11 protein-coding genes are annotated in these 21,910 nt (G+C 66.5%); 2 read left to right on the top strand and 9 right to left on the bottom strand.

The genetic code is table 11. The features are described from left to right. Positions 1-84: 84 nt before the first annotated feature. Entirely contained in the window at positions 85-1,077 is a 993-nt protein-coding gene (locus VFE28_09475; GenBank protein ID HZM16220.1) for a DUF4097 family beta strand repeat-containing protein, read from the top strand. A 71-nt stretch (positions 1,078-1,148) separates the two neighbouring features. On the opposite strand, the gene VFE28_09470 is transcribed toward VFE28_09475, so the two are convergent. The 6 genes from VFE28_09470 to VFE28_09445 all read right to left on the bottom strand — a co-directional run bounded on the left by VFE28_09470 (position 1,149) and on the right by VFE28_09445 (position 15,310). Further along, the gene (locus tag VFE28_09470; protein HZM16219.1) at positions 1,149-2,540 is read right to left on the bottom strand and encodes a TIGR00366 family protein; all 1,392 of its coding nucleotides are present in this window, start codon (positions 2,538-2,540) and stop codon (positions 1,149-1,151) included. A 730-nt stretch (positions 2,541-3,270) separates the two neighbouring features. Beyond that, entirely contained in the window at positions 3,271-6,453 is a 3,183-nt protein-coding gene (locus VFE28_09465; GenBank protein ID HZM16218.1) for a hypothetical protein, read from the bottom strand. A gap of 188 nt (positions 6,454-6,641) precedes the next feature. Further along, positions 6,642-9,821: a T9SS type A sorting domain-containing protein gene (locus tag VFE28_09460; GenBank protein ID HZM16217.1), complete on the bottom strand. Its 3,180-nt coding sequence runs from the start codon at positions 9,819-9,821 to the stop codon at positions 6,642-6,644. Positions 9,822-10,100: 279 nt separating this feature from the next. Continuing rightward, positions 10,101-11,834 (bottom strand): tetratricopeptide repeat protein, encoded by a 1,734-nt coding sequence (locus VFE28_09455; GenBank protein ID HZM16216.1) that lies wholly within the window; start codon positions 11,832-11,834, stop codon positions 10,101-10,103. A 192-nt stretch (positions 11,835-12,026) separates the two neighbouring features. After that, the gene (locus VFE28_09450; GenBank protein HZM16215.1) at positions 12,027-13,784 is read right to left on the bottom strand and encodes a hypothetical protein; all 1,758 of its coding nucleotides are present in this window, start codon (positions 13,782-13,784) and stop codon (positions 12,027-12,029) included. Between the two features lie 239 nt (positions 13,785-14,023). Beyond that, positions 14,024-15,310, bottom strand: a complete 1,287-nt coding sequence (locus tag VFE28_09445) for a replication-associated recombination protein A (protein HZM16214.1) — start codon at positions 15,308-15,310, stop codon at positions 14,024-14,026. A 303-nt stretch (positions 15,311-15,613) separates the two neighbouring features. Here VFE28_09445 and VFE28_09440 point away from each other — a divergent pair, with 303 nt between their 5' ends. After that, complete coding sequence (locus VFE28_09440) at positions 15,614-18,397, top strand: pitrilysin family protein (GenBank protein HZM16213.1); 2,784 nt, start codon at positions 15,614-15,616, stop codon at positions 18,395-18,397. A 164-nt stretch (positions 18,398-18,561) separates the two neighbouring features. On the opposite strand, the gene VFE28_09435 is transcribed toward VFE28_09440, so the two are convergent. The 3 genes from VFE28_09435 to VFE28_09425 all read right to left on the bottom strand — a co-directional run. Further along, a complete protein-coding gene (locus tag VFE28_09435; GenBank protein ID HZM16212.1) occupies positions 18,562-19,215 on the bottom strand; it encodes a hypothetical protein in 654 nt (217 codons plus the stop codon). A gap of 164 nt (positions 19,216-19,379) precedes the next feature. Further along, complete coding sequence (locus tag VFE28_09430; protein HZM16211.1) at positions 19,380-21,263, bottom strand: methyltransferase domain-containing protein; 1,884 nt, start codon at positions 21,261-21,263, stop codon at positions 19,380-19,382. Then, positions 21,260-21,910 (bottom strand): anti-sigma factor (locus VFE28_09425; GenBank protein ID HZM16210.1); only part of this gene is annotated, 651 nt, incomplete at its 5' end. The genes VFE28_09430 and VFE28_09425, both read right to left, overlap by 4 nt.

Here is a 21,910-nt window from a genome sequence, read left to right as displayed (position 1 = left end):
GTGCTCGTCCAAGGGACCGTAGATCGTGGGGTCCGTCGCCCGTGACTTCGGGCTCGTCCGGAATGTGCAAACGGAGGCCATCCAATGAGTTACAAGCACAGAGTGGGAGCGTGCGCCGGCGTTCTGGGCCTCTTGCTGGTGGCCAGAGGTGGGGGCCCGGCGTGGGCGAGTCCTGAGGAATGGTCCTTCACCGGCGTAGAGCGGATCGAGATAAAGGGCGTGTCCGGGGACGTGGTCGTGCGTCCAGCCACGGGGAAGCAGGTCGAGGTCAAGCTGGTGGCGCACGTGGTCCCTTCGGATGCCTTCGAGCCGCGGGTCGAGCAGAGCGGCACCAGCCTCCGGATCGACGAGCGCTGGCATGGCGGGAGCTCCTCCGGCAGCGTGGAGTGGACCGTCCTCGTGCCGAAGGGGGCAGCCGACCTGCGCTTGGCTATGGACACCGCTTCGGGCGACCTCGATGTCGAAGGCATCGCCGCTCGCATCGACCTCGACACCGCGAGTGGAGACATCATTTGCACCGACGTGCAGCTGGGAAACAGCTCGGACCTGAGCACGGCGAGCGGAGATTTCACCTTCAAGCGCGTGACCCTGGGCAGCAACTGCGACCTCACCACAGCCAGCGGGGACTTCGAGTTTACCGACGTGGACCTCGGTGAAGGCTGCGACATCTCCACTGCGTCGGGCAGCATCGAGGTCGTCGGCTGCAAGGGCGAGATGGAATTGAGCACGGCGAGCGGTGATGTCGTGGTCGAGAACTGCCAGATCGAGGGCAGGGGCGAATTCAGCTCCGCCTCCGGTGACGTCCGCGTGCGGCTCGACAAGCTTCCCGCCGAGGAGCTCTCCGCCTCATCGGCGTCCGGCGACGTCAGCCTCAAGGTGGCGGACTACGGCGCGAACTTCACCCTCACATTGGTCAAGCGCGAGGATCGCGGCGACATCGTCTGCCCGTTCAAGTTCACCTCGGAGCGCACCTACGAGGACCACCACGTTTACGAAGAGAAGGTGGTGCAGCGCGGCACCGGCGGCCCCGAAGTCTGGCTGAAAACCGCCTCCGGCAGCGTCATCGTGAGGAAATGACTCTGCCGCTTCCCTCGATGCCGACGGAGCGGGGCGCTCGAGAAATTGCTCGTAGCGGAGAAGGTGCAGGCTCAAGCGAGCCAGAAGGCCAGGGAGACGAGCAGCGCGTAGAGGATGAAGACGAGCATCGCGTAGCCGAGGATGTGCCGGAAATCGAGGCGGGCCGCCTTGAGGAGCGGGAGAGCCCAGAACGGCTGGATGACGTCGGTCAGCATGTCGCCCCAGGCGTAGGCGAGGACGATCTTGGGCTTGGCCACCTGGAGCAGGTCGCCCGCGGCGAGAATGTAAGGCGCCTCGATCGCCCACTTGCTGCCGCCGCTCGGCACGAAGTAGTTCACCAGACCCGAATACCAATAGACGAAGAGCGGATAGGTACGCGCCGTGGCGGCCTCGGCGAAAGCCCGCCCGATGACCTCGGTAAGGCCGCTGCCTCGGATGATGCCGTAGATGCCGGCATAGAAGGGGAACTGGAGCACCACGCCGCCGGCGAGCTTCATCCCCTCCTCGGCGCTCGCGACGAGGCGCGAGGCGCGCCCGTGCAATGCCACCCCGAGCATAAGATAAGTGAAGTTCACCACGTTGAGCGTCACTGCCGTCCATCCGTGGCCATGGAAGTACTGGACGAGCCACACGAACCCGGTCGCGCCCACGAGCCAGCCGAGGGCGGGCCAGTGGTCGATCCAGGTGGCGAAGCCGGTGGGCGCGGGCCCGGACGCACTGGCGGCGGTGGGCCCAGACGCGCTCGTGGAGATGTGGCCGGTGAAGGCGTCTCCGTCTCGTGGCGTCTCCTCCACGAGGAGCGCTGGGTCGACGGTGAGCGCTCGTCCGGGACGCGGGTGAAGGAGAGGGATCAGGAGGGTGAACACTCCGAGGACGATGAAGGCGAGAATCAAGTTGAAGGGCGAGAAGATGGTCTGGCCGAGAGGGACGATGCCCATCTGTCTCTCCAGGAAATGGCCCGGCGTGGCGACGAGGAGCGGCGCGGAGGCGGAGAGCCCGGCGTGCCAGGTGAGGCCCATGCCGAGGTAGCCGGCGGTGACCAGGAGCCGGTAGTCGACGCGCGGCTCGTGGCGGGCGAAGCGGCGCACCATGAGCGCGGAGACCACGATGGAGAGCCCCCAGTGCAGCATCCCGAGTGCCATGGAGAGGAACGCCATGAGCATGACGCAGGAGCGTGGGCCGCGTGGCAGTCGGGCGAGGCGCGTGAGGGCACGATCGACGGGCGGGGACGCCGCCACCACGTACCCCGACACCATGATCAGGGTCATCTGCATGGCGAAGGAGAGGAGCTCCCAGAAGCCATCGCCCCAGAAGGTCACGCACTGCAGCGCGGTCGCCGAGGTGAGGGCGATGGCGAGAACGAAGACGAGGAAGGTGAGCAGGATCGCGATGACGAAGGAGGACGGAACCCAGCGCTCGCTCCAGCGCGTCAAGGCGAGTGCGATGCGCCCGAGGAAGTCCATGGCGCGGCATTGTCGGGACGTGACGGTGAGGAGTCAAGTCGTGAACACACCCGCCGCGGGGAAAGTAGCCGCCCCCACGGAGTGCAGCCAGGCTCGGCCAGCCTGGCGCCGCAGGTTCGATGACCGCTGTCTACCGCGCTGACCACGCCGGCGACACAGTTCGTCAACAGCGTTCACACCTTCTCGGTCGCCGGCACGGGCAGCCCCGCAATCTTCCAACGACGCGAGCCCTCTTTCAGGCAAGAAGCTTCTTGTCCGGTACGAATCCTTCTATCCGGCACGAATCCCTTCTGCCCGGCACGAATCTTCCTATCACGAGTCTTCCTGTAGAAATGGCGAATGCAGGCCGTGGTGTCGTTCCTGGGGGGCCGGGTGCACAAAACGAGTGCACGATCACGGGGCAGTGCACCCTTTGGGTGCACGAACCTCCGGCCGCAGAGCCTGAACCGAGCGCTCACTGTTCTCCATCGGCGGTTCGCGAACCCTCTCGACGTTTTCCGCCGGCGACGGCTGCCGGATCGGGGCGCCCGACCTCTCACTGTTCTCCATCGGCGGATCGCGGACCGTGCGTGCCAGACCTCTCGACGTTTTCCGCCGGCGGCGTTCGAGGACGGAATAACCAGAGGGTCCGTACTGGAGCCTCATCCGGGGCCGGCGGGGGTGACCCCTAAGGGCCACACCACCGGCGACAGACGAAAGCGGGAGGGCGAATCCCTGCCCACGACTGTCCCTACCTTAGGAGGAGCATTTTTCGCGTCTCGGTGCGGGCCGGGGCGTCGAGGCGGGCGAAGTAGAGGCCGCTCGGGACGCGCCGGCCTGCCGCGTCGAGGCCGTTCCAGAGGAGCCGCTTCCCGAAGCCCGACTCCATGTCCGCGTCCAGAAGAGTTCGCACTAGTGCTCCTGCGACGTCGTAGATCCGGAGCTTCACCCGGCCGCTCCGGGCCAGATCGTAGCGGATCTCGGTCGACGGATTGAACGGGTTCGGCACGTTTGCGTACAACACCGTCGCCGATGGAATGGCGAGACTGGCGGTGTCGCCGTTGTCGACAGGCAAGGGACTCGCCAAGCAAGCAAGTGGTAGCACCCCGGCTAGGATCCGAGCCATGAGCTGCATTTCCGGCGGCTGGGGCTGAGGTGCAGAGCCGTTCGGATCCCTGACGTCGAACCAGGGATGGGACTGAAAAATGGTGTTCCAACCAGCGGTGTCGTTCCGCCGCATGACCAACGCCGCGCTGCCGAGAGCACCAGTGGACGGGCTGCGGTAGGCGTGTGTGACCACAGCGCCGGCCACCGGGCCGACCCCATCGTAGTCGCGTGGGTCGGGACACCCACCCTGCGCGACCCAGAGATCCGCCGCGAAGTCCACGGTCGTGGCATCCGGCCCGTGGTCGAAGGTGAACGAGGCGACGCCATCCACTTCCGGATTCAGAATCGACGCCGGTTCATACCGGCTCAGCATCGCCCCCATGTCGGTGGTATACAGGGCGTTCGTTGGATGCTCCTTCAGGGGGTTGCTCCCGAGGATCCAGAGCGTCGCAAAACCAGCTTCCGATGCGGGTGACTGTGCCAGCCAGGCGCGGAACCAGCCGGCCTGATCCACCTTCTGCGAATCGAGGTCGATGCCATCGGGCATGATCGGCGTGCCGGGCGCTCTGTTCCCGGCGTCGTAGACGATGAGGTTGTAGCCCTGGGTCTGCAGCACCGTGGCGCGGCCTCCGAGATGGTTGTTCGTGTTCCCCATTCCGGTGTGGTCATAGACGTCGTAATGGTCTCGGTAACCGAGGCGGTCCAAGGAATACATGAAGGCGGTGCGATTGATGCTGCCACTTCGCCGGCGAGCGTTGACATGGTTGACGTAGAGGATGCAGTCGCCCTGCGACGAGTTCGCCAGTTCCGAGGTCGTCGGCTCGAGATCGCCGTGGGCATCGGCGGCGATCCGGGCTCGGTAGCCCGGATCCCAATCGATCGTCGGCAGGAAGCTGACCTCGAACAGACCACTCGTAGCGGCTTCCGCCTGCTCCACTGAGGCAGGGACTGCGCTCAACCCCTGGGGATCCGAGTTGACGCCCCCTTGGGAATCCCGGGCCAGCCAGAAGTAGAGCATCGTGTCGCCACCGCGGAAGTAGGTGTCGTCGAGATCGACGAAGTACTGGTCCTGTACCCACGCACCGTTGGAATCGCGTGAGCTGTCCGCGGCGACAACGAAGAAACCGTTGGACCCTGCGGTCCAAGGTGCCGGCGCTTTGCCAGCATGCGGGCCACGGACAATGGCCGCATGCATCTCGATCGCGATGACACCGAGTCCGCGGAGGTCGTGGGCGGATACGTGCACCGAGTCTCCCGTGACCAGGTGAGGCGTCCGGTGTGCCAGATCCGCGCCTTGGGAGAAGGCACAGGTCCCAAAGCGGTCCGTGGACGGCCGATGGTGTTCGCCGGCGGCGAGCGGGATCTCCGGATGCACCTCGGTGGGGAAACAGTCCTGCGCCTGTGACCTGGCGTCGGTGCCCTCACTGATCATCGGCCCCGGGAGGGCGATGCGTCCGATGCGCGTTCTGTCCACATAAGGTCCCGGTCCGGGGAAAGCGTGCAACAGGAAGGCGCCGACGATGAGCTGCCAGTCAGAGGTTCGGTAGCGGATCTGGATCTCCTCAGCATCGGGATCGAAATACGGGGTCATGTCGAAGGTCAGCGTCCGCCAGTGGAAGGCCGAGAGGGAATTCCATCGGAAGCGGGGCTCCCACAGCGACGGACACTGCGGCTCCTGGGAGGGAGACCTGGAGCGGACGGCCCAACTTTGCACGATCCGGCTATTACTGAACCAGTTTCCGGGGAAGCGGCGGAACTGGAGCACCGTGTTGGTGGCCGCCCGCGTGCTCGTGAGATTCACCCAGGGGCTGACGATGATGTCGTCGAGCCAGTTCCGGATCACATACCCTCTAGGGCCGAATGCCATGCTGATGTCGTTGTAGAGAGTTGGTGTCGTGTGGTCGGACCAGAGCCAGGCACAGGTCTTGTTCTCCGTGCAGAAGTCGTTGTCGCTGATGTCCGGATACAGTCGTGCCCAGGTTCCGAAGGGCAGGCTGTCCTGGATGTTCATGAAGGCGCCGATGTCCAGGTCGCCGTCCTCGAAGTCCTCGGTGCGGGTCCCGGAGGCGTCGACGATCACGATGTCATCGATGACGGCACCTTCGCCGATCGTGACTCCTTGCAGGCCGTCGCAAGGCGACGCGCCGACATCCGAGAAGAAGGCGATGTAGACGCAGTGCGTGCCTCCTCCGGGGTACGCCGGGAGCGCCAGATTGGTGACAGAGCCATTCAGGACTGTTCCATCGGCGGTGAATCGGATGCTGCGGAACGAGGATGCGCCGGTGTTTGGCGAGACATCATAGTCGACACGTGCGAAAGAGGCGCATAACGAATCCGTTTCTACCTGCAGGAAGTCGTATTCTTCTTCTGTATCGACGAGATAGTCGAAGGAGAGCTGGCCACTCGTCGTATAGGGGATACGGATCGCCTGGTACCAGTCGTTGGCATAACCGTCTGGCTCGACGCAGCAAGCGTTGTCGTGGTGTCCCACTGCGGCCGCCATGCCTTCGATTCCGCCGGTGCCGTCGAAACTGCTTTCCATGTGCCAGTGAATGGAGCCGTCGTTCAGGATGCGGTTGTCCACATGCATCCAGCCCGTGTCGTCGCAGAATCCTCCCGTGTCAAAGCTCCAGTCGGCGATCCAGATAGTGTCGGCGAGGGTCTTCTGCGGTGCTCCGAAGGTGCTGTCCACGTCGCCGACGAGACCAGTTTCCGGCTCTTCGGCGACGAGCTCAGGGACGGGACCCGTGGGCCGGGCGAGGCTGTTGCCGGAGTAGAGGAGAATGATCCAGAGGAAGAAGGCGACGATGGAGATTCGCGGCCCCATGATTCTCCCCCGAGGTTGTTCAGGAGCGTTGGCGCGAAAAACGGACCAGGCGATTTGGCCCGCCCTTACCCCCATTCTGGAGAGCTCGGAAGCACCTTGACACTATGGTTCTCGACGGCCATTGAATCTACCGCGTCACGGGACTCCTGTGCAGCGCTCGGGACTGACGATCCGAAGTCGTACGAATCCTACTGCAAGAGCAGCATCTTGCGCGTCTCGGTGCGGTCCGGGGCGTCGAGGCGGGCGAAGTAGAGGCCGCTCGAGACGCGCCGGCCTGCCGCGTCGAGGCCGTTCCAGAGGAGCCGCTTCCCGAAGCCCGACTCCATGTCGGCATCCGCGAGAACCCGCACGAGAGCTCCGGCGACGTCGTAGATCCTGAGCTTCACACGCCCCCTCACGGCGAGATCGAAGCGGATCTCCGTCGTTGGATTGAACGGGTTGGGCACGTTCGGGAGCAACGCGGTCCGGGCAGGCGCTTCGATCATGGGACCGCTGGGCACTCCCACAGGCGTGCCGGGTGAGCATCCCACGACGGCGGCCAGGATGGCGCCGGCGAGATCCCGCGCCGGCCCCGGGGCCGTCGGTGGACTACCGCTCGGGTCATGAATGTGGAACCACGGATGGGACTGCAGGATGGTGTTCCAGTGGGCGCCGGGGTTCGAGTTCATCACCAACGCCGCATCCGAGGGCGGCCCTCCGGCAGCCTTGTATCGATACACCGGGACGCCAGTCCCGGTGATCCCGAGGCCGTCGTAGCCACGCGGCGTCGCGCAGCCTGTTGCTAGCATGAAGAGCGCGCGGTCGCCGGTGGTGAAGTCCACGGCGGCTGCGCCTGACCCGGTATCGAAGGTGAAGGCCGTCTGGCCCTCGACCGCTGGGTTCACCGCGGCGGGCTGGGACGTGTGCACGAGCGTGGCCCCCATCATGGGGTACAGGAGGCTCGAGGATCCGGATTTCTCTTCGACTGCGTTGCTCCCGATCACCCAGAGAGTGGCGACACCTGCATCGGACGTCGTCGCCTGCGCGAGCCAGCTGCGGAACCAGCCGTCCTGGTCGATCTTCTCGTTTCCCCTGTTGATGCCGGTGGGCAGGATGGGCCGGCCGGGCATTCCATCCCCTGCGTCGTAGACGATGAGGCTGTATCCCGTGGCCTGCAGCACCGTGGCCCTGCCCCCCAGGTGATTGTTGGTGTTCCCCATGCCGCTGTGGTCGTAGACGTCGTACTCGTACCCCAGGCGGTCGAGGGTGTACATGAAGGTGGTGCGGTTGATAACGCCGCTTCGGCGCCTCGTGTTGAGGTGATTCACGTAGAGGATGCAATGCTTCTGGGAGGAACCGGCGAGCTCCGCTGGCGTCGGCGCCAGATCGCCGTGGGCATCGGTAGCAATACGCGCCAGGTAGGCGGGATCCCAGTCGATGGTCGGCAGGAAGCTCACCTCGAGGAGACCGCCGGTGGCTTGCTCCGCCGTATCGACCGAGGCGGGGAGGGCACCCAGGCCGCTGGGGTCGGAGCTCATGCCACCCATGGCATCCGTCGCCAACCAGAAGTATTGGAGGACATCGCCGCCGCGGAAATAGGTGTCGTCGAGATCCAGGAAGAAAACGCCCGGCACGATGGCGCCGGAGAAGTTGCGCGCACTGTCAGCGGTGACGGCGAAGAAGCCGTTCGCACCCACCGTGTAGGGAGCGGGCGCTTTGCCCGCGTGTGGGCCGGTGACGATCGCCCCGTACCATTCGACGGCGGTGACGCCACCGGCGTTGCGCCCATCCTGGACGGTCACCGTGACCGAGTCGCCGGTGATGAGATTGGACCAGAGACCGAACCCAAGGTCGGCGCCTTGCGAGAAGGCGCAGGTGCCGAAGCGGTCGGTCGTCGGCCGGTAGTGCTCACCCGCCCCCGGCGGGATTCCCGGCAGGATCTCGGTGGGGAAGCAGTCCTGGGCCTGCGAGCGGGCGTCGATGCCCTCGGTCAGGACCGGCCCGGTGAGAACGGTACGGCCGATGCGCGTGTCGTCGGTGTACGGTCCCGGACCAGGGCGGTATGGATTCGGTGGACTGTTTCCAGCGATCCACTGCCGGTCCACGACCCGGTGTCGGATCTGGATCGCCTCCGATCCAGAGTCGAAGAATGGGGTCATGTCGGCGGTGATCGTGATCCACGCGAAGAGGTTGAGCGAGTTGCTCGAGGAGGCGTGACCCCAGAGGGAGACGCAGTTCTGCCCGTCCACATTCTTGCGGCCGCGGACAGACCAGCTCTGCACGATGTTGCTCCCGGCGAAGAAGTTGCCCGGGAAGCGCCGGAAGCGGAGCACAGTCCCCGAAGCGCTCGGCGTCGAGGCGAGGCCCACCCAGGGGGAGACGATGATGTTGTCCAGCCAGCTGCGGACGACATAGCCGTTGGGGCCGAAGGCCAAGCTCGGGTCGTTGGCGACGGTCGGCGTCGTGTAGTCCGTCCACAACCAGGCGCAGGTGGTGTTCTCGGTGCAGGCGTCATTGTCGGTGATGTGGCGGTACAGCCGCCCCCACTGCCCGAACGGCGTGCTGTCGTGGAGGCCGACGAAGAGCCCCGGATCGACGGTGCCCTCGAAGTCCTGAGTCGTGGTGCCATTGGCGTCGACGAGCTGCACGGTGTCCACGACCAGAGCCCGGCCGAGCGTCGAGGGCCATTCGCCGTCGCAGGGCGAGAACCCGCCATCGGAGAAGAAGGCGATGTAGACGCAATGCGTCCCCGGGCCGTAGTTGGTCAGGCCGAGAGCGGCGACCGCTCCCGCCGTGACGTAGCCGTCGTCGTTGAACACGATGTCGCGGTAGTTGGTGGCCATGCTTGCCGGAGCGACGGCGTAGTCGACGCGGGCGAAGGAGGCGCAGGAAGAGTCGGTTTCCACCTGCAGGAAGTCGAAGCCGGTCTCCGAATCGAGGAGGTACTGGAAGGAGAGGGTGGCGTCCCCCACGTACTGCAGCCGGATCGCCTCGTACCAGTTATTGTCGTAGCCGTCGGGCTCGACGCAGCAATTCAGCCCCGTGTAGCCGAGAACGGCAGCATTCCCCACGATGCCACCGGTGCCGCCGAAGCCGCCCTCCACGCTCCAGTGGATCTGGCCGTCATGGATGATGCGGTTGTCGACCTTTTCCCAGCCCGTGCCATCGCAGCCGCCGGGGCCGTCGAAAGTCCAGTTGGCGATCCAGATAGTGTCGGCGAGGGCCTTGCGCGGCGCTTCGAATCTTCCCTCCACGTCGCCAACGACGTCGGTCACCGGATCGTCGATGGTGATCTCCTCGCGCGGACCTGCAGGCCGAGCGGAGGCCGCGGTGAAGGCCAGGAGAAGCGTCGAAAGGAACACACTGGAGCTGGCAGGAAGCAGCTTCATGACTCCCTCCCCAAGAGGCAAAGCGCGTCAGACCGCGCCATAGACGCCGAGTCCAAGGGGAGGGAGGGCGACTCGTGCGCTGGCGAAGACAGAGCCCCGGGTCGCCTTGTAGGCCGCGGGGCGGATATCGTCATCTCCAAACTACCTAGCGGAAAGTCTAGCACGGGTAGGGCTTCCCGGGGAACTGCCGAAGGTGCCAGGTGGACTGGGGCGGCCATCAGGCAGAACCCGAATCGTCGGAGGATTAGCGGCCGAGTGATTGCGCCCGCTCGCGAGCGGTTACTCTTTCAGCACCTTCCGGAGTTCCGCCAGGAGCGGCTGTATCTCCTCCGGCACTTCCTCGGCACGCATGCCGTCGAGGAGCGCTCGGGCTTCACTCTCCCGCCCCGCCTCGAGCCGCAACCCGGCAAGGAGGACGCGCGCCGGCGCGTGGTCGTAGTTGAAGGTGAGCGCCCGCTCGAGATCGCGCACCGCCGCGCTGCGTGGGCCGAGCACGAGACGCCCCTGGGCTTGCACGTAGTACGCCTCCGCCAAGTCCGTGATGCGGGTCACGGTGTTGAACCCGGAGGCGAAGTAGAGCGCCGTTTCCGGACCCTCGACGCTCGGCGACAAGCTGTCGACCCACACGCCGACGAGACCAGGAACGTGCAGTGGGATCAGCCTCCCACCGCTCAGCACTTCACGGATCGGGACCTTGCGAACCCGGACCATCCCGGGTTCGACCTTGCCCGGTGTCAACGACCCAGAGCCCAGCTCCGAGGGCAAGGCGAAGAAAGCGATCTGCTGGAGGGTGGGTTGCTCGGCCCTGGCGCTCCGCGCCGCGGCCACGAGCGCTGTGGCTGCACGCCCATAACGCACCACCGCATCGTACGGCACCACGCTGTTCGCTTGCAGCATCAACGTTTCGTGCGTGCGCGCGTTGCGCGCGGCGAAGACGATGGAGAGCGCCACCACGGTGGCGCCGGCGGCGAGCACCCACTGCGCACCGCGGCGACCCCATCGTTGCGCTGCCAGTTCGAGCGCGACACCGGCGAGCACGAGCCAGCCGATCTGCGCCGCATAGGCGTAATACGCGTAGGTATGCTGCTTGAGTGGCAGCACTGGCAAGACGAGCGCCACGAACCAGACGCCGGCGCAAAGCACCGGTCTCGTCGACCATCGACGCATCCGAACGACGACGAAGATCGCCCCCAAGAGCGCGACCGCGGGCAGGACGAGCGACGTCTGCGGTCCCGCCAAACGGTCGGGATACGCTCTCCACGGACTCGCGAACCACATCAGAAGCGTTGCCAGGTTGACGAACAGCGTCGCGCCGAAGGAGGTGGCGTACGGCAGCTTCACGTCCGAGTCCAGGCGATGGTGCAACCCCGACGCCAGGAAAAGCCCGATGCTGCACACGAGCTCTGCGATCGCGAGGCGCCGGGCGGGTTTGCCGAGGAGAAGGGGCAGGGCGAGCGGCGCCGCCATCACCGACTCCTTGCAGAGCAGAGCGGCGACGAAGAGGGGTAACGCGACCCAGCGTTTCGCACCGGTGCGACTGGCGGCCCACACGGAGGCGAGCAAGAAGAAGGTGCTCGAGAGCTCCTGGATCCCGGCGACCCAGTACAGCACGGTGAAGGCGAGCGGGCTCGAGGCGAAGAGCCCGCTGGCGATCCAGGCGGCGTTGCGCGAGGCGTCGAAGCGCCGCGCCAGAGCGTGCACCCACGCGGTGTTGCCGGCGTGCAGCGCGAAGGCAACCAGATGCCACGGCAGCAGGTTGGTGCCGAAGAGCCTGAGCGCCAGCGTGTAGTAGCCGGTGACGGTCAGCCAGCGCCGCACTTCGAACGGCGCCGGGTCGAACCCGGCTGCCTTGTAGAGGAAGGTGTAATCGTCGAGGGCGAACGGGAAGCCGAGACCGCGATGGAAGGGGAGGAGCGCCGCGACGACGCCGATGCCGGCGGCGACGATCACCTCGTTGCGAAGCGACACCGCCCCGCCGGGGAGGCTTTGCTGGGCTGCCGTCACGCGCCGCATCCAGTCTTCCGGACCGGAGGGTGACGATACGCGGCGCCGCGTCGGCGGGCAACCGGATTCAGGAGCGCCGGGTTGCGCCGTCGCGGTGACGGCGGAGGCGTTCGCCTCGAGTGCGGCCGAATCTCAGAAAGACGGTGCGCGCTTGGCGTCCAGAAGAGGCCGTGTCCAAGGCCGAGCTGCGGCGCGACTGCGTCAGTGGTCGCCCTGCGACACGGTGATGCCCCAGTTCTTGGGATCTCTGGGCTTCGCCGCGTTCCAGCTTCCGAAGGCGTGGGAATCGTCGGTCTCGTAGAAGACCTCGTAGGTCCCTGGCTGCAGGGTGAGTTCGCCATCGAAGACCCGATTCTTGTGGGCGCCGCCGGCGTGCCGCGTGTTCCGCCAGGTCATCTCCCAGACGACCTCGCCGGTCTTGGCGTTCTCGATCATGCCGTAGTCGGCCATGTCGCCATTGGTGCCTTCTCCGAGCGCGTAGATGTGCACCTTCGTCGCTTTCTCCAGGGAGAAGCGCTCGCGCATGCGTTCGTCGTCGCCGACTTGCACGATACGGACGAGGACATTCACGTTCCGCGCCAGGGCCTCGCTGTCGAGTTTCTGGAAATCGGCGCTGCGGAAGCCTGCGCCAGGGAAGATCGCGAGCCCCCACGCGTCACGCTCGAAAGGCGGGCTCGCATTCCACCGCCTGTAGGAGTGGGAGTCGTCCGTATAGTAGTAGGCCACGTAATCGCCCGCTGGCAGGCGCACGCGGCCATCGAACATCCGGTTCTTCTCCGCGCCGCCGGCATGGTTGGTGTTGTCGTAGGTCATCTCCCAGACGATCTCGCTGCTGCCAGCCTTCTGGATCCAGCCGTAGTCGGCGAACTCGTCTTCGCCTTCGGAGTACTCTCCGACGCCGCGGATCCACAGCTCGGACTCGCGGGTGAGGCGGAAGGCCTGCTCGAGGGCGTCATCGTCCCGGGCGCGGGTGAGGTCGACGAGCGCCTCGCCGGGCGTGGGAGCCTCGATACGATGGAAGACGCCGGCAGGAAAGTTCTTCCCCGGGAGCAACGTGACGCCCCAGTTGAGCGGATCCAACGGCGGGCGGGCGTTCCACTCCGGATAGGCGTGGCTGTCGTCGGTGCCGTAGACGAGAACGTAGTCGCCTTTGTCGAGACGGACGCTGTCGCGGAAAACGCGGTTCTTGTCGGCGCCTCCCGCCGGGCGCGTGTTGCGGTGCCCCATCTTCCACACGCGCTCGTGGGTGGCCATGTTCTCGATCCAGCCGGTGTCGGCGCCGAGCTCCCAGTCGTTGGGGAGCTCGGTGAAAGCGTAGATCTCCAGCTCTGCCGCCGCGTCGAGCCGGAAAGCGGAGCGCACGCTGGAGTCGTTTTCGAGGCCGGCGAAGCGGAGGAGCGACCCGGGGAGTTCGCCGGTGGGTGTGAACGAGGTCACGTCGGCCTTGGTGAGTGTCTTCGAGTCGAGAGTCATGTAGCAATCATCGAGGGCTTCTTCGACTCGGCGCGAGTCGCGGCCCCAGTTGCCATCGTCGGAGAAATTGAAGCCGAAGACGCGGTACGAGTGCCAGTACTCGCCATGGACGTCGGCAGCCCAGGCATAGACCTCGTACCGGCCGGCAGGGAGGTCGAGGGTCTTCGTGGCCTTCCGGAGCAAACGCTGGCCCGAGACGCGCTCCGAATCATCGGTCTCCATCTCCCACACGGGCTCACGGGTGCGCGAGTCGAGGATCCAGGCGTAGGCGATCAACTCGTGTTCCCACCGCGGCCGGACACCGACCGCTTCGATGTCGATCTGCCCGGCGCGCCGGAGTTCGATGCCCTGCACCTGGAGCGCCCCGGGCTCGAACTTCTCGAGGCGGAGCAGGGTCTCGCCCCGGGCGGGTGCGGACAGGCTGGCGAGGCTGGAAACGGTTACAAACGTGGCGAGGGACGAGCGGAAACGACTGGACCTCGACATGGCGTCCCCTCCTGATCGTAGCAACCCGCCTGGATGGAGCGATTCGGCGGCGGGGGCGGCTCTCCCAAGCGTGGATACGCGGGCCTCGTTGCGAAGGTTGCCCGCGCTGGGGCCTGGGGCCGGACTTGGGCGAGCGCGCGTGGGTTCGGTGACCGGGAGTCTTGGTGACCCGTGACCGGGAGTTTACGGAGGCGGCTGGGGCCGGATCGGAGTTCGAGTCCAGAGATCCAGCGGCGAGGTCAAGGTTCGGGCGAAGTTCCGCCTTTTCGGGGCCGGATGCGGCGAATTTCCTCCAAGCGCTGGCGCAGCCGCTGCTCGTAGCCTTCCTCCGTCGGTTGGTAGTAGGTGCGGCCGCCGAGGCTCTCCGGAAGGCAGGACATGTCGGTCAGCTTGTCTTCGTGGTCGTGGGCGTATTGGTAGCCCTTGCCGTAACCCAGGTGGCGCATGAGACCGGTGACCGGATTGCGCAGGTGCAAGGGCACCGGTTCGGCCGCCGTCGTCTTCAGATCCTCCTGCGCCGCTCCGTAAGCGGTGGTGAGCGCATTGGACTTGGGAGCCAGCGACAAGTACACGGCGGCCTGGGCGAGCGCCAGGTTGCCTTCGGGTAGGCCGACGAAGTCGACGGCGTCCTTGGCGGCGACCGCCACGGCCAAGGCCTGCGGGTCGGCGAGACCGATGTCCTCGCTCGCCATCCGCACCAGGCGGCGGGCGACGTAAAGCGGGTCGTCGCCGGACTCGAGCATGCGCGCCAGCCAGTAGAGGGCGGCGTCGGGGTCGGAGTTGCGCACTGACTTGTGCAGGGCCGAAATCAGATTGAAGTGCTCCTCGCCGCTCTTGTCGTAGAGCAGGATCTTGTGCTGCAGCACGTCCTGCAGGATCTCGCCGGTCACGACGCGGCGGCCCTCGGCGTCGGGTCGGGTGCCGAGAACGGCGGCCTCGAGGGCATTGCAAGCGGCCCGGGCATCGCAATTGGTGAAAACCGCGATGCGCTCGAGCAGCTCCTCCGCGATGGAGACCTGTTGGCGTCCGAGGCCGCGCTCTGGATCGGCGAGGGCGCGGCGGAGCAGAGTGACCACCTGCTCGACGCTGAGCCCATGCAGGACGTACACCCGGGCCCGGGAAAGCAGGGGCGCGATCACCTCGAACGAAGGGTTCTCCGTCGTGGCGCCGATGAAGATGATGTTGCCGCGCTCCACGTGCGGCAGGAAGGCGTCCTGCTGCGCCTTGTTGAACCGATGCACTTCGTCGACGAAGACGATGGTGCGGCGTCCATGCCGCCGCCCGCGCTCCGCATCGGCCATCACTGCCTTGATCTCCTTGATGCCGGCGAGCACGGCGCTGAAGGCGACGAACCCAGCGCGTGTCGTGCGAGCGATGATCATCGCCAGGGTGGTCTTGCCGCAGCCTGGCGGCCCCCAGAGGATCATGGAGCCGAGCTCGTCGCCCTCGATCTGGGTGCGGAGCGGCTTCCCCGGCGCCAGCAGGTGCTCCTGGCCGAGGAACTCGTCCAGGGTGCGGGGGCGCATGCGGTCGGCGAGCGGCCCGGGTGCTTTGGCGCTGGACTCGGGCCCCTGAGGCGGGGGCAGCGGGTCGAACAAGGTCATGGATCCCAACCCATGTGCCGGCTGGTCCTGAACGAGCGCAACGGAAAGTCCCGTCGGAGCGTAACAGACACCTAGGAAGCGCGGAAGCGTGGCCGGCGCTTGCCTGCGGCTCGTTGACGCTGGACCCGAACCCGGCGTAACCTGCGGTCGCAGCCCAACCCATCGACCGTCGGCCCCACTCCTGGAACCGACCCATGCGACGCTACGCTTGAGAGAGGTGCCCCCATGAATCGAGGATGTCGTCTTTCCCTCCTGCTCCTGACCCTGGCGCTAGGGTCCACGGCGACGCTGGTGCCCTTCGTCGCCGCCCAGGCGCCCCCGAAACCCCCGGCCGGGATCACCCAGCTCAGCTCGGTGGAAGGCATCACGGAGTACCAACTGACCAACGGTCTCCACGTGCTGCTCTTCACTGATCCCTCCAAGCAAACCTGCACGGTGAACGTCACCTACCTGGTGGGGTCGCGGCACGAGGGCTACGGCGAGACGGGCATGGCGCACCTCCTGGAGCACATGGTGTTCAAGGGCACACCGAAGCACACCAACATCCCGCAGGAGCTCACCGCCCACGGCTGCCGCCCCAACGGCAGCACCTGGTACGACCGGACCAATTACTTCGAGACCTTCGCCGCCACCGAGGAGAACCTCGACTGGGCTCTCGACCTGGAATCGGACCGGATGGTGAACTCCTTCATCGCTCAGAAGGATCTGGCCTCGGAGTTCAGCGTCGTGCGCAACGAGTTCGAGGTGGGAGAGAACTCGCCGCAGAACGTCCTCATCGAGCGCATGATGTCGACCGCGTACCTGTGGCACAACTACGGCAAGTCCACCATCGGCTCGAAGGAAGACATCGAGCGCGTGCCCATCGAGAACCTGCAGGCTTTCTATCGCATGTGGTATCAGCCGGACAACGCCATCCTGGTGGTGGCGGGTAAGTTCGACCAGGCGCGCACCCTCGAGCGCGTCAACGCCACCTTCGGCAAGATCCCGCGCCCGACGCGCAAGCTGCCCAGCACTTGGACCATGGAGCCGGCACAGGACGGCGAGCGTGAGGTCACGCTGCGGCGCGTCGGTGACGTGCAGATGGTGGGGGCCCAGTACCACACCCCGGCGGGGTCGCATCCCGACTTCGCCGCCGTCGATGTCCTCTCCTTCATTCTCGGCGACACGCCCTCGGGCCGCCTCTACAAGGCCCTGGTGGAGCCCAAAAAGGCTGCCTCGGTGTTCGGCTTCGCCTGGCAGTTCCGCGATCCCGGCGCCATCGTGCTGGGCGCCGAGGTACGCACCGAGAACTCCCTCGACGAGGCGCGGGACATCCTGGTGCGTGTCACCGAGGAAGCCGCCTCCAAGGCGCCCACGGAAGAGGAAGTGAAGCGCGCCCGCGACAGCCGTCTCAAGGATTGGGAGACGACGATGCGGAACTCGGAGCGGGCGGCGGTCGAGCTCTCCGAGTGGGCCGGCATGGGCGATTGGCGGCTCTTGTTCATGCATCGCGACCGTCTCGAGACCGTGAAGCCCGAGGACGTTTTGCGTGTAGCCCAGGCCTACTTGAAGCCCGAGAATCGCACCGTGGGTCTGTACATGCCGACGAAGACTCCGGCCCGGGCGCAGGTTCCCGAGACGCCGGACGTGGCGGCCCTGGTACAGGGCTACAAGGGCCGCGAGGCCATGGCCATGGGCGAGGCATTCGATCCGGCGCCGGCGGCCGTGGAGTCGCACGTGGTGCGCGCCACCCTGGAGCCGGGGATCAAGCTCGTGATGGTGCCGAAGAAGACGCGCGGCTCCACCGTCAACGTCGCCATGACCTTCCACCTCGGCGACGAAGCGAGTCTGCAAGGCCGTGGCACCGCTGCCGACCTCGCCGCCAGCATGCTCATGCGCGGCACGAAGAAGAAGACCCGCGAGCAGATCCAGGACGAGGCCGACCGCTTGAAGACGCAGCTCAACGTCTTCGGCGGCGCCACGCAGGTGGGGGCCAACATCGAGACGACGCGGCAGAACCTCGCGGGCGCCCTCCAGCTCGCTGCCGAGGTCCTGCGCGAGCCGTCTTTCCCGCCCGCGGAACTCGATCTCCTGCGCCAGGAGACCCTGGCGGGTCTGGAGGACCAGAAGAGCGATCCGCAGCAGAAGGCGTTCACCACGCTGCAGAAGCACCTCAATCCCTATCCGGCCACGGATCCGCGCTACACCTCGAGCCCGGATGAGGATATCGAGTGGGTGAAGGCGGCGAAGGTGGACGAGGTGAAGGCTTTCTGGCAGGACTTCTACGGCGCCGGCGCCGCGGAGATCTCCCTCGCCGGGGACTTCGACGCCCAGGAAGTGAAGACCCTGGTGCAGCAGCTCTTCGGCGGCTGGAAGAGCAGCAAGCCCTTCAAGCGGATGGTCACGACGTATCAGGATCGACCGGTGATCCGCCAGACGGTGGAAGCTCCGGACAAGGAGAGCGCCGTCTTTGCCGCCGGGCTGCGCCTCAAGATGCGCGACGACGATCCGGAGTATCCGGCGATGGTGCTCGGCAACTTCATGACCGGCGGCGGCTTCCTCAACTCCCGCTTGTCGATGCGCTTGCGCCAGAAGGACGGGTTGTCTTACGGCGTCGGCTCTTTCTTCCAAGCCAGCGCGTTCGATCAGGACGGCTCGTTCGGTTCCTTTGCGATCTACGCGCCGCAGAACTCCGAGAAGCTCGTCACCGCCTATCAGGAAGAGATCGCCAAGGTCCTGGAGAGCGGCTTCACCAAGGAGGAGATCGCCGAGGCCAAGCAAGGTTGGCTGCAGGGTCGCAATGTCTCCCGCTCCAACGACCGGGAGCTGGCGCGGACGCTGGCCAACCGCGAGTTCCAGGGACGCACTCTCACCTGGGACGAAGGTCTGGAGAAGAAGGTGGGGGCGCTCACCAACGAGCAGATCCACGCCGCGATGCGCAAATTCATCGACGGCACCAAGATCTCCTTCGTGCAGGCGGGCGACTGGGCCAAGGCCAAGGCGGAGAAGGAAACCAGCGCCAAGGAGTAGGAATCCCAGCCGCTGCTCCCAGCCGGGAATCCTAGCTGTGAATCTCAGCTGCGAATCCCAGCCGCTGGGGTGAAATCACCGCTGTCGAGAGTCGAAGGCGCGCCTCGAGCGCGCCTTCGCTCTTTTCGGGGTGGCTGAGTCGGAGGTGAAGACCCTAGCCCACCTCACTCCGTCGCCCCGACTGCACCGTAGCCGAGCAGGACCGCGAGCTGCACGAAGACGTTGTAGACGTGGGCGCGCCCACCGGCGACGGGAACCGACGCGTACGAGATCGCGAGCTTGCTCTCGAGAACGAGGCAAGCCCCGTGAGTGACCGCGATGGGTCGCGCCGCGGCGATCGAGGCCGTGGGTCCGGCGACGTAATACCCGCCCCCCAGAGGCCCGCCCGTTTCCGCGAGCATCCGGCCGCGAACGGTGCTCTCGGGGTGCGCGAGCACGAGGCCGGTGCCCACGCGCCACTCGACGCGCTCTCGACGCCACGCCCGCTGCAGCGTCAGCAGATTGAATCCATGCGAGATGCTGAACTTCTCGACCTCCGGGGGGCCGTTGTCCAGGTAGATCTTGTGATGCACGAGATCCAGCTCCCAGGCCTCACCCTGGCGCCAGCGCCCCAGACGGAATTCCCAGGTGATCGGCCGATCGAACGGCTTCGCAGCGTAGCGGGCGGTGATGTCGAGCTCCGACTCCCCGCCCTGGTCGATCCGGAGCGGCATGGGTAGGTTGTAGGGGACTGTCAGTCCCCAGGCGACCCGCCAGCCCGACTGCGCCGCGACCGGAAGCGGGGCGGTCGACACGATGGCGGCGCCGAGGCACGCCACCCTCCGCCTTCTGGAGCAGCGCTCGTTCCTGCTGCCCCTTCCCTTGGCTTTTCCTGGCGGGGCGCCCGCGGCTTCGATGCCACTAGCGTCGCGCGGCCATCCAATCGAGCGACCATGTCGAATCGCCACCGTCGTCTTCTCCCGTGAAGCTGTCGGTGAACACGTCAGAGGTCGATCCGCTCCATTTCGGCCGCGACCCGGTAACCGCGGGTGGTGATGAACTGGCGCGCCTCGCTGTGTGGGTCCAGCGCCGGGTTGGTGTGGTTCAAGTGGATGAAGTGGATCTTGGCGCGCTCCGCCGCGGGAAGCGTGGCGAAGCGCTCCATGCTGCGGGTGATGAAGGGGTGTGGGAAGCCGGTCATGTCGCGGCCGGGGATCTCGCCGTCGGCGTAGAAGGTGGCATCCAAGTACGCTGCGTCCACTTGTCGGATCAGGTCCTCGATGCGGACACCCATGGCGTCCAGTTCCTCCCAGTGGTCGATGTCGGGGAGGAAGAGGACAGAACGCTCGGGCCCCAGGATGCGGAAGCCCACGACCTCGGAATACTCCTGCCGGTGCGGCACGCGGAAGGGGACGACCCGGAGGCGTGCGTTCAGTGTTATCGCGACACTGTCCTGCAAGCCTCGCAACTCGATGTTGCTGCGGCGGACGAGCATCTCCCAAGGGCCGTTGGTGCGCAGGAATTCGAGCAGCCGCGGCATGGCGTACACGGGCACCCCGCGCGCTCCCATCACCTCGTGCCCCAGATGGATCAGGCCGGCGTAGTGACCCACGTGGGCGTGGGTGAGGAAGATCCCGTCCAGGCCGGGGCGCGCCGCCGTGGGGGCGAGGGTGTCGAGGGCGTGCAGCTGCGCCGGGAAGTCGGGGGTCGCTTCGAACATCCAGCGCTGCGAGGAGGCGGGATCGATGAGGCCGAGGCAGACGACTTTGTGGCGCGCTGCCGGATCGTTCCAGCCCGGGTGATCGAGGCTCCCTGCTTGCGGCACCCCGCCGTCCTGGGCGATGCCGAGTACCACGACATACGGTGCCTTGGTTCCGGTTTGCGTTTCGGCAGGAGGAGAGGCGTCGTTCGCTGCGCCTAGCGCGCTGGCCGAGCTCGCCGCGGTCGCACCCAACGTGAGCGCCAAGAGCGCCAGCGCCGCGAGGCGGCGGCCGTAGGCGACGATGTGCTTCCCCCAGCCCAGCCTCTGATGCACGCGGTTCGACAGGCGCCGCGACGGTGTGGGCGTGTCCCACTGCCGCGCTGGCGTCGAGAGCCGCGCGATCTCCAACCCGGCGCCGGCGAAGGTCTTCCGCAACGTCGCCGGGGTGAAGAACCAGAAGTGGTGCTCCACCGAGTAGTGCTTCCACGGCTGGCGCTTGAGACCGAGACGGCTCTGCAGGTTCTTGAGATGCGAGGAGAGGCTGGCGAGGTTGGGAACCTCGACACGCACGACACCACCTGGACGGAGCAGCCCGGCGACGCGGCGCAATGCCGCCACCGGGTCGCGCACGTGCTCGAGGACGTGGTTGAGCACGATGCAATCGAAGGCGCCGAGATCGAGCTTCGCCTGCTCGAGCGTGGCATGCTGCACCTGGAGTCCGAGTCTTTCGCGCCCGTGGCGCACCATCTCCCCGGCCACATCGATCCCTTCCGCCTGCCAGCCTCGCGCGCCCGCGACTTGCAAAAGCGTGCCCTCCCCGGCGCCGACGTCGAGAAAGCGGCGGGGGGCGCGTGGGGGCGCGGTGTCCCGCTGCCCGTCCGACGGCGACGCCGACACGGATTCCACGCCTGCAGCGCGATGTGCGGCCGGCGCGAGGATGGCCTCCACTTCGTCGAGCAACAGGGAGAAGATGCGGCGGCGGGATTCGGCCTCCCGCTGCGCGCTGGCGAAATAATCGGTGCCGTACATCTCGCTGCCGGTCTGTTCGATGTCGGGGTACGTCGAAGCGAACTGGAGGCCGCAGCCGCAACAGCGGACGACCTTCGTCGCGCCGATCTCGAAGAGCGGTGCGACGCCTCGACCGGTGCAGAGGGGACAGGCCTGCGCCCGAGAACCCGAGCTCACAGAGTCCCTGCCATGACCACGGGTCCAGCCGGTGCGGTGGGATTGGGCGAGCCGCCCTTGGCTTCGTAGGAAACCGCGAAGGCCGAGATATCCGCCGGCACGACGACTCGCGTCAGTCGCATGAAGGCGCGCCCACCCGTTTCCACCTGGATGACACCGAGGCTGCGCGGCCCGTGCGGGCCGATGGCCCAGAGCTGGAAGTCGTGCCCGGGCTCGAGCTGCAGGTTCTCCAGGACGACGACCGCACGTTGCGCCGAGGGATCGTAGAGCGCCCAGCCGGAGAGGCCAGCGCGATCCTGCGTCGTGGCGGCGAGGATGGCGGTGCGCGCCGCGGGCGAGGACATCGTCGCCGCCCAGCGCTGCTCCTCGGCGAGATGGTCTTCGAGACGGGCCTGCTGTTGGCGCAGCGCCACCGTTTCGCTCTCGAGCCGGCGCACCGTGCGCTGCTCCACGATGCCGAGAAGAGCTGCCGCCAGCGCCGCGGCCCAGCCGAGGGCGGCGACGAACGGGATGCGCACGATGCGGCGGTCACTCCGCTCTCGCTCCGTGTCGAGACGCTGAATCCGCGTCGGTGGGGGCAGCGGCGGGGGATACGCGGACTCCTCGGCAGCCCTCTCGACCCTCTTCGCTTTCTCTTCCTTCGCTCC

The organism is Candidatus Krumholzibacteriia bacterium, from assembly GCA_035649275.1.
Classification (GTDB): Bacteria; Krumholzibacteriota; Krumholzibacteriia.
Note: the sequence above shows the minus strand (reverse complement) of the source record. Positions and strands in the feature narration are given on the sequence as shown.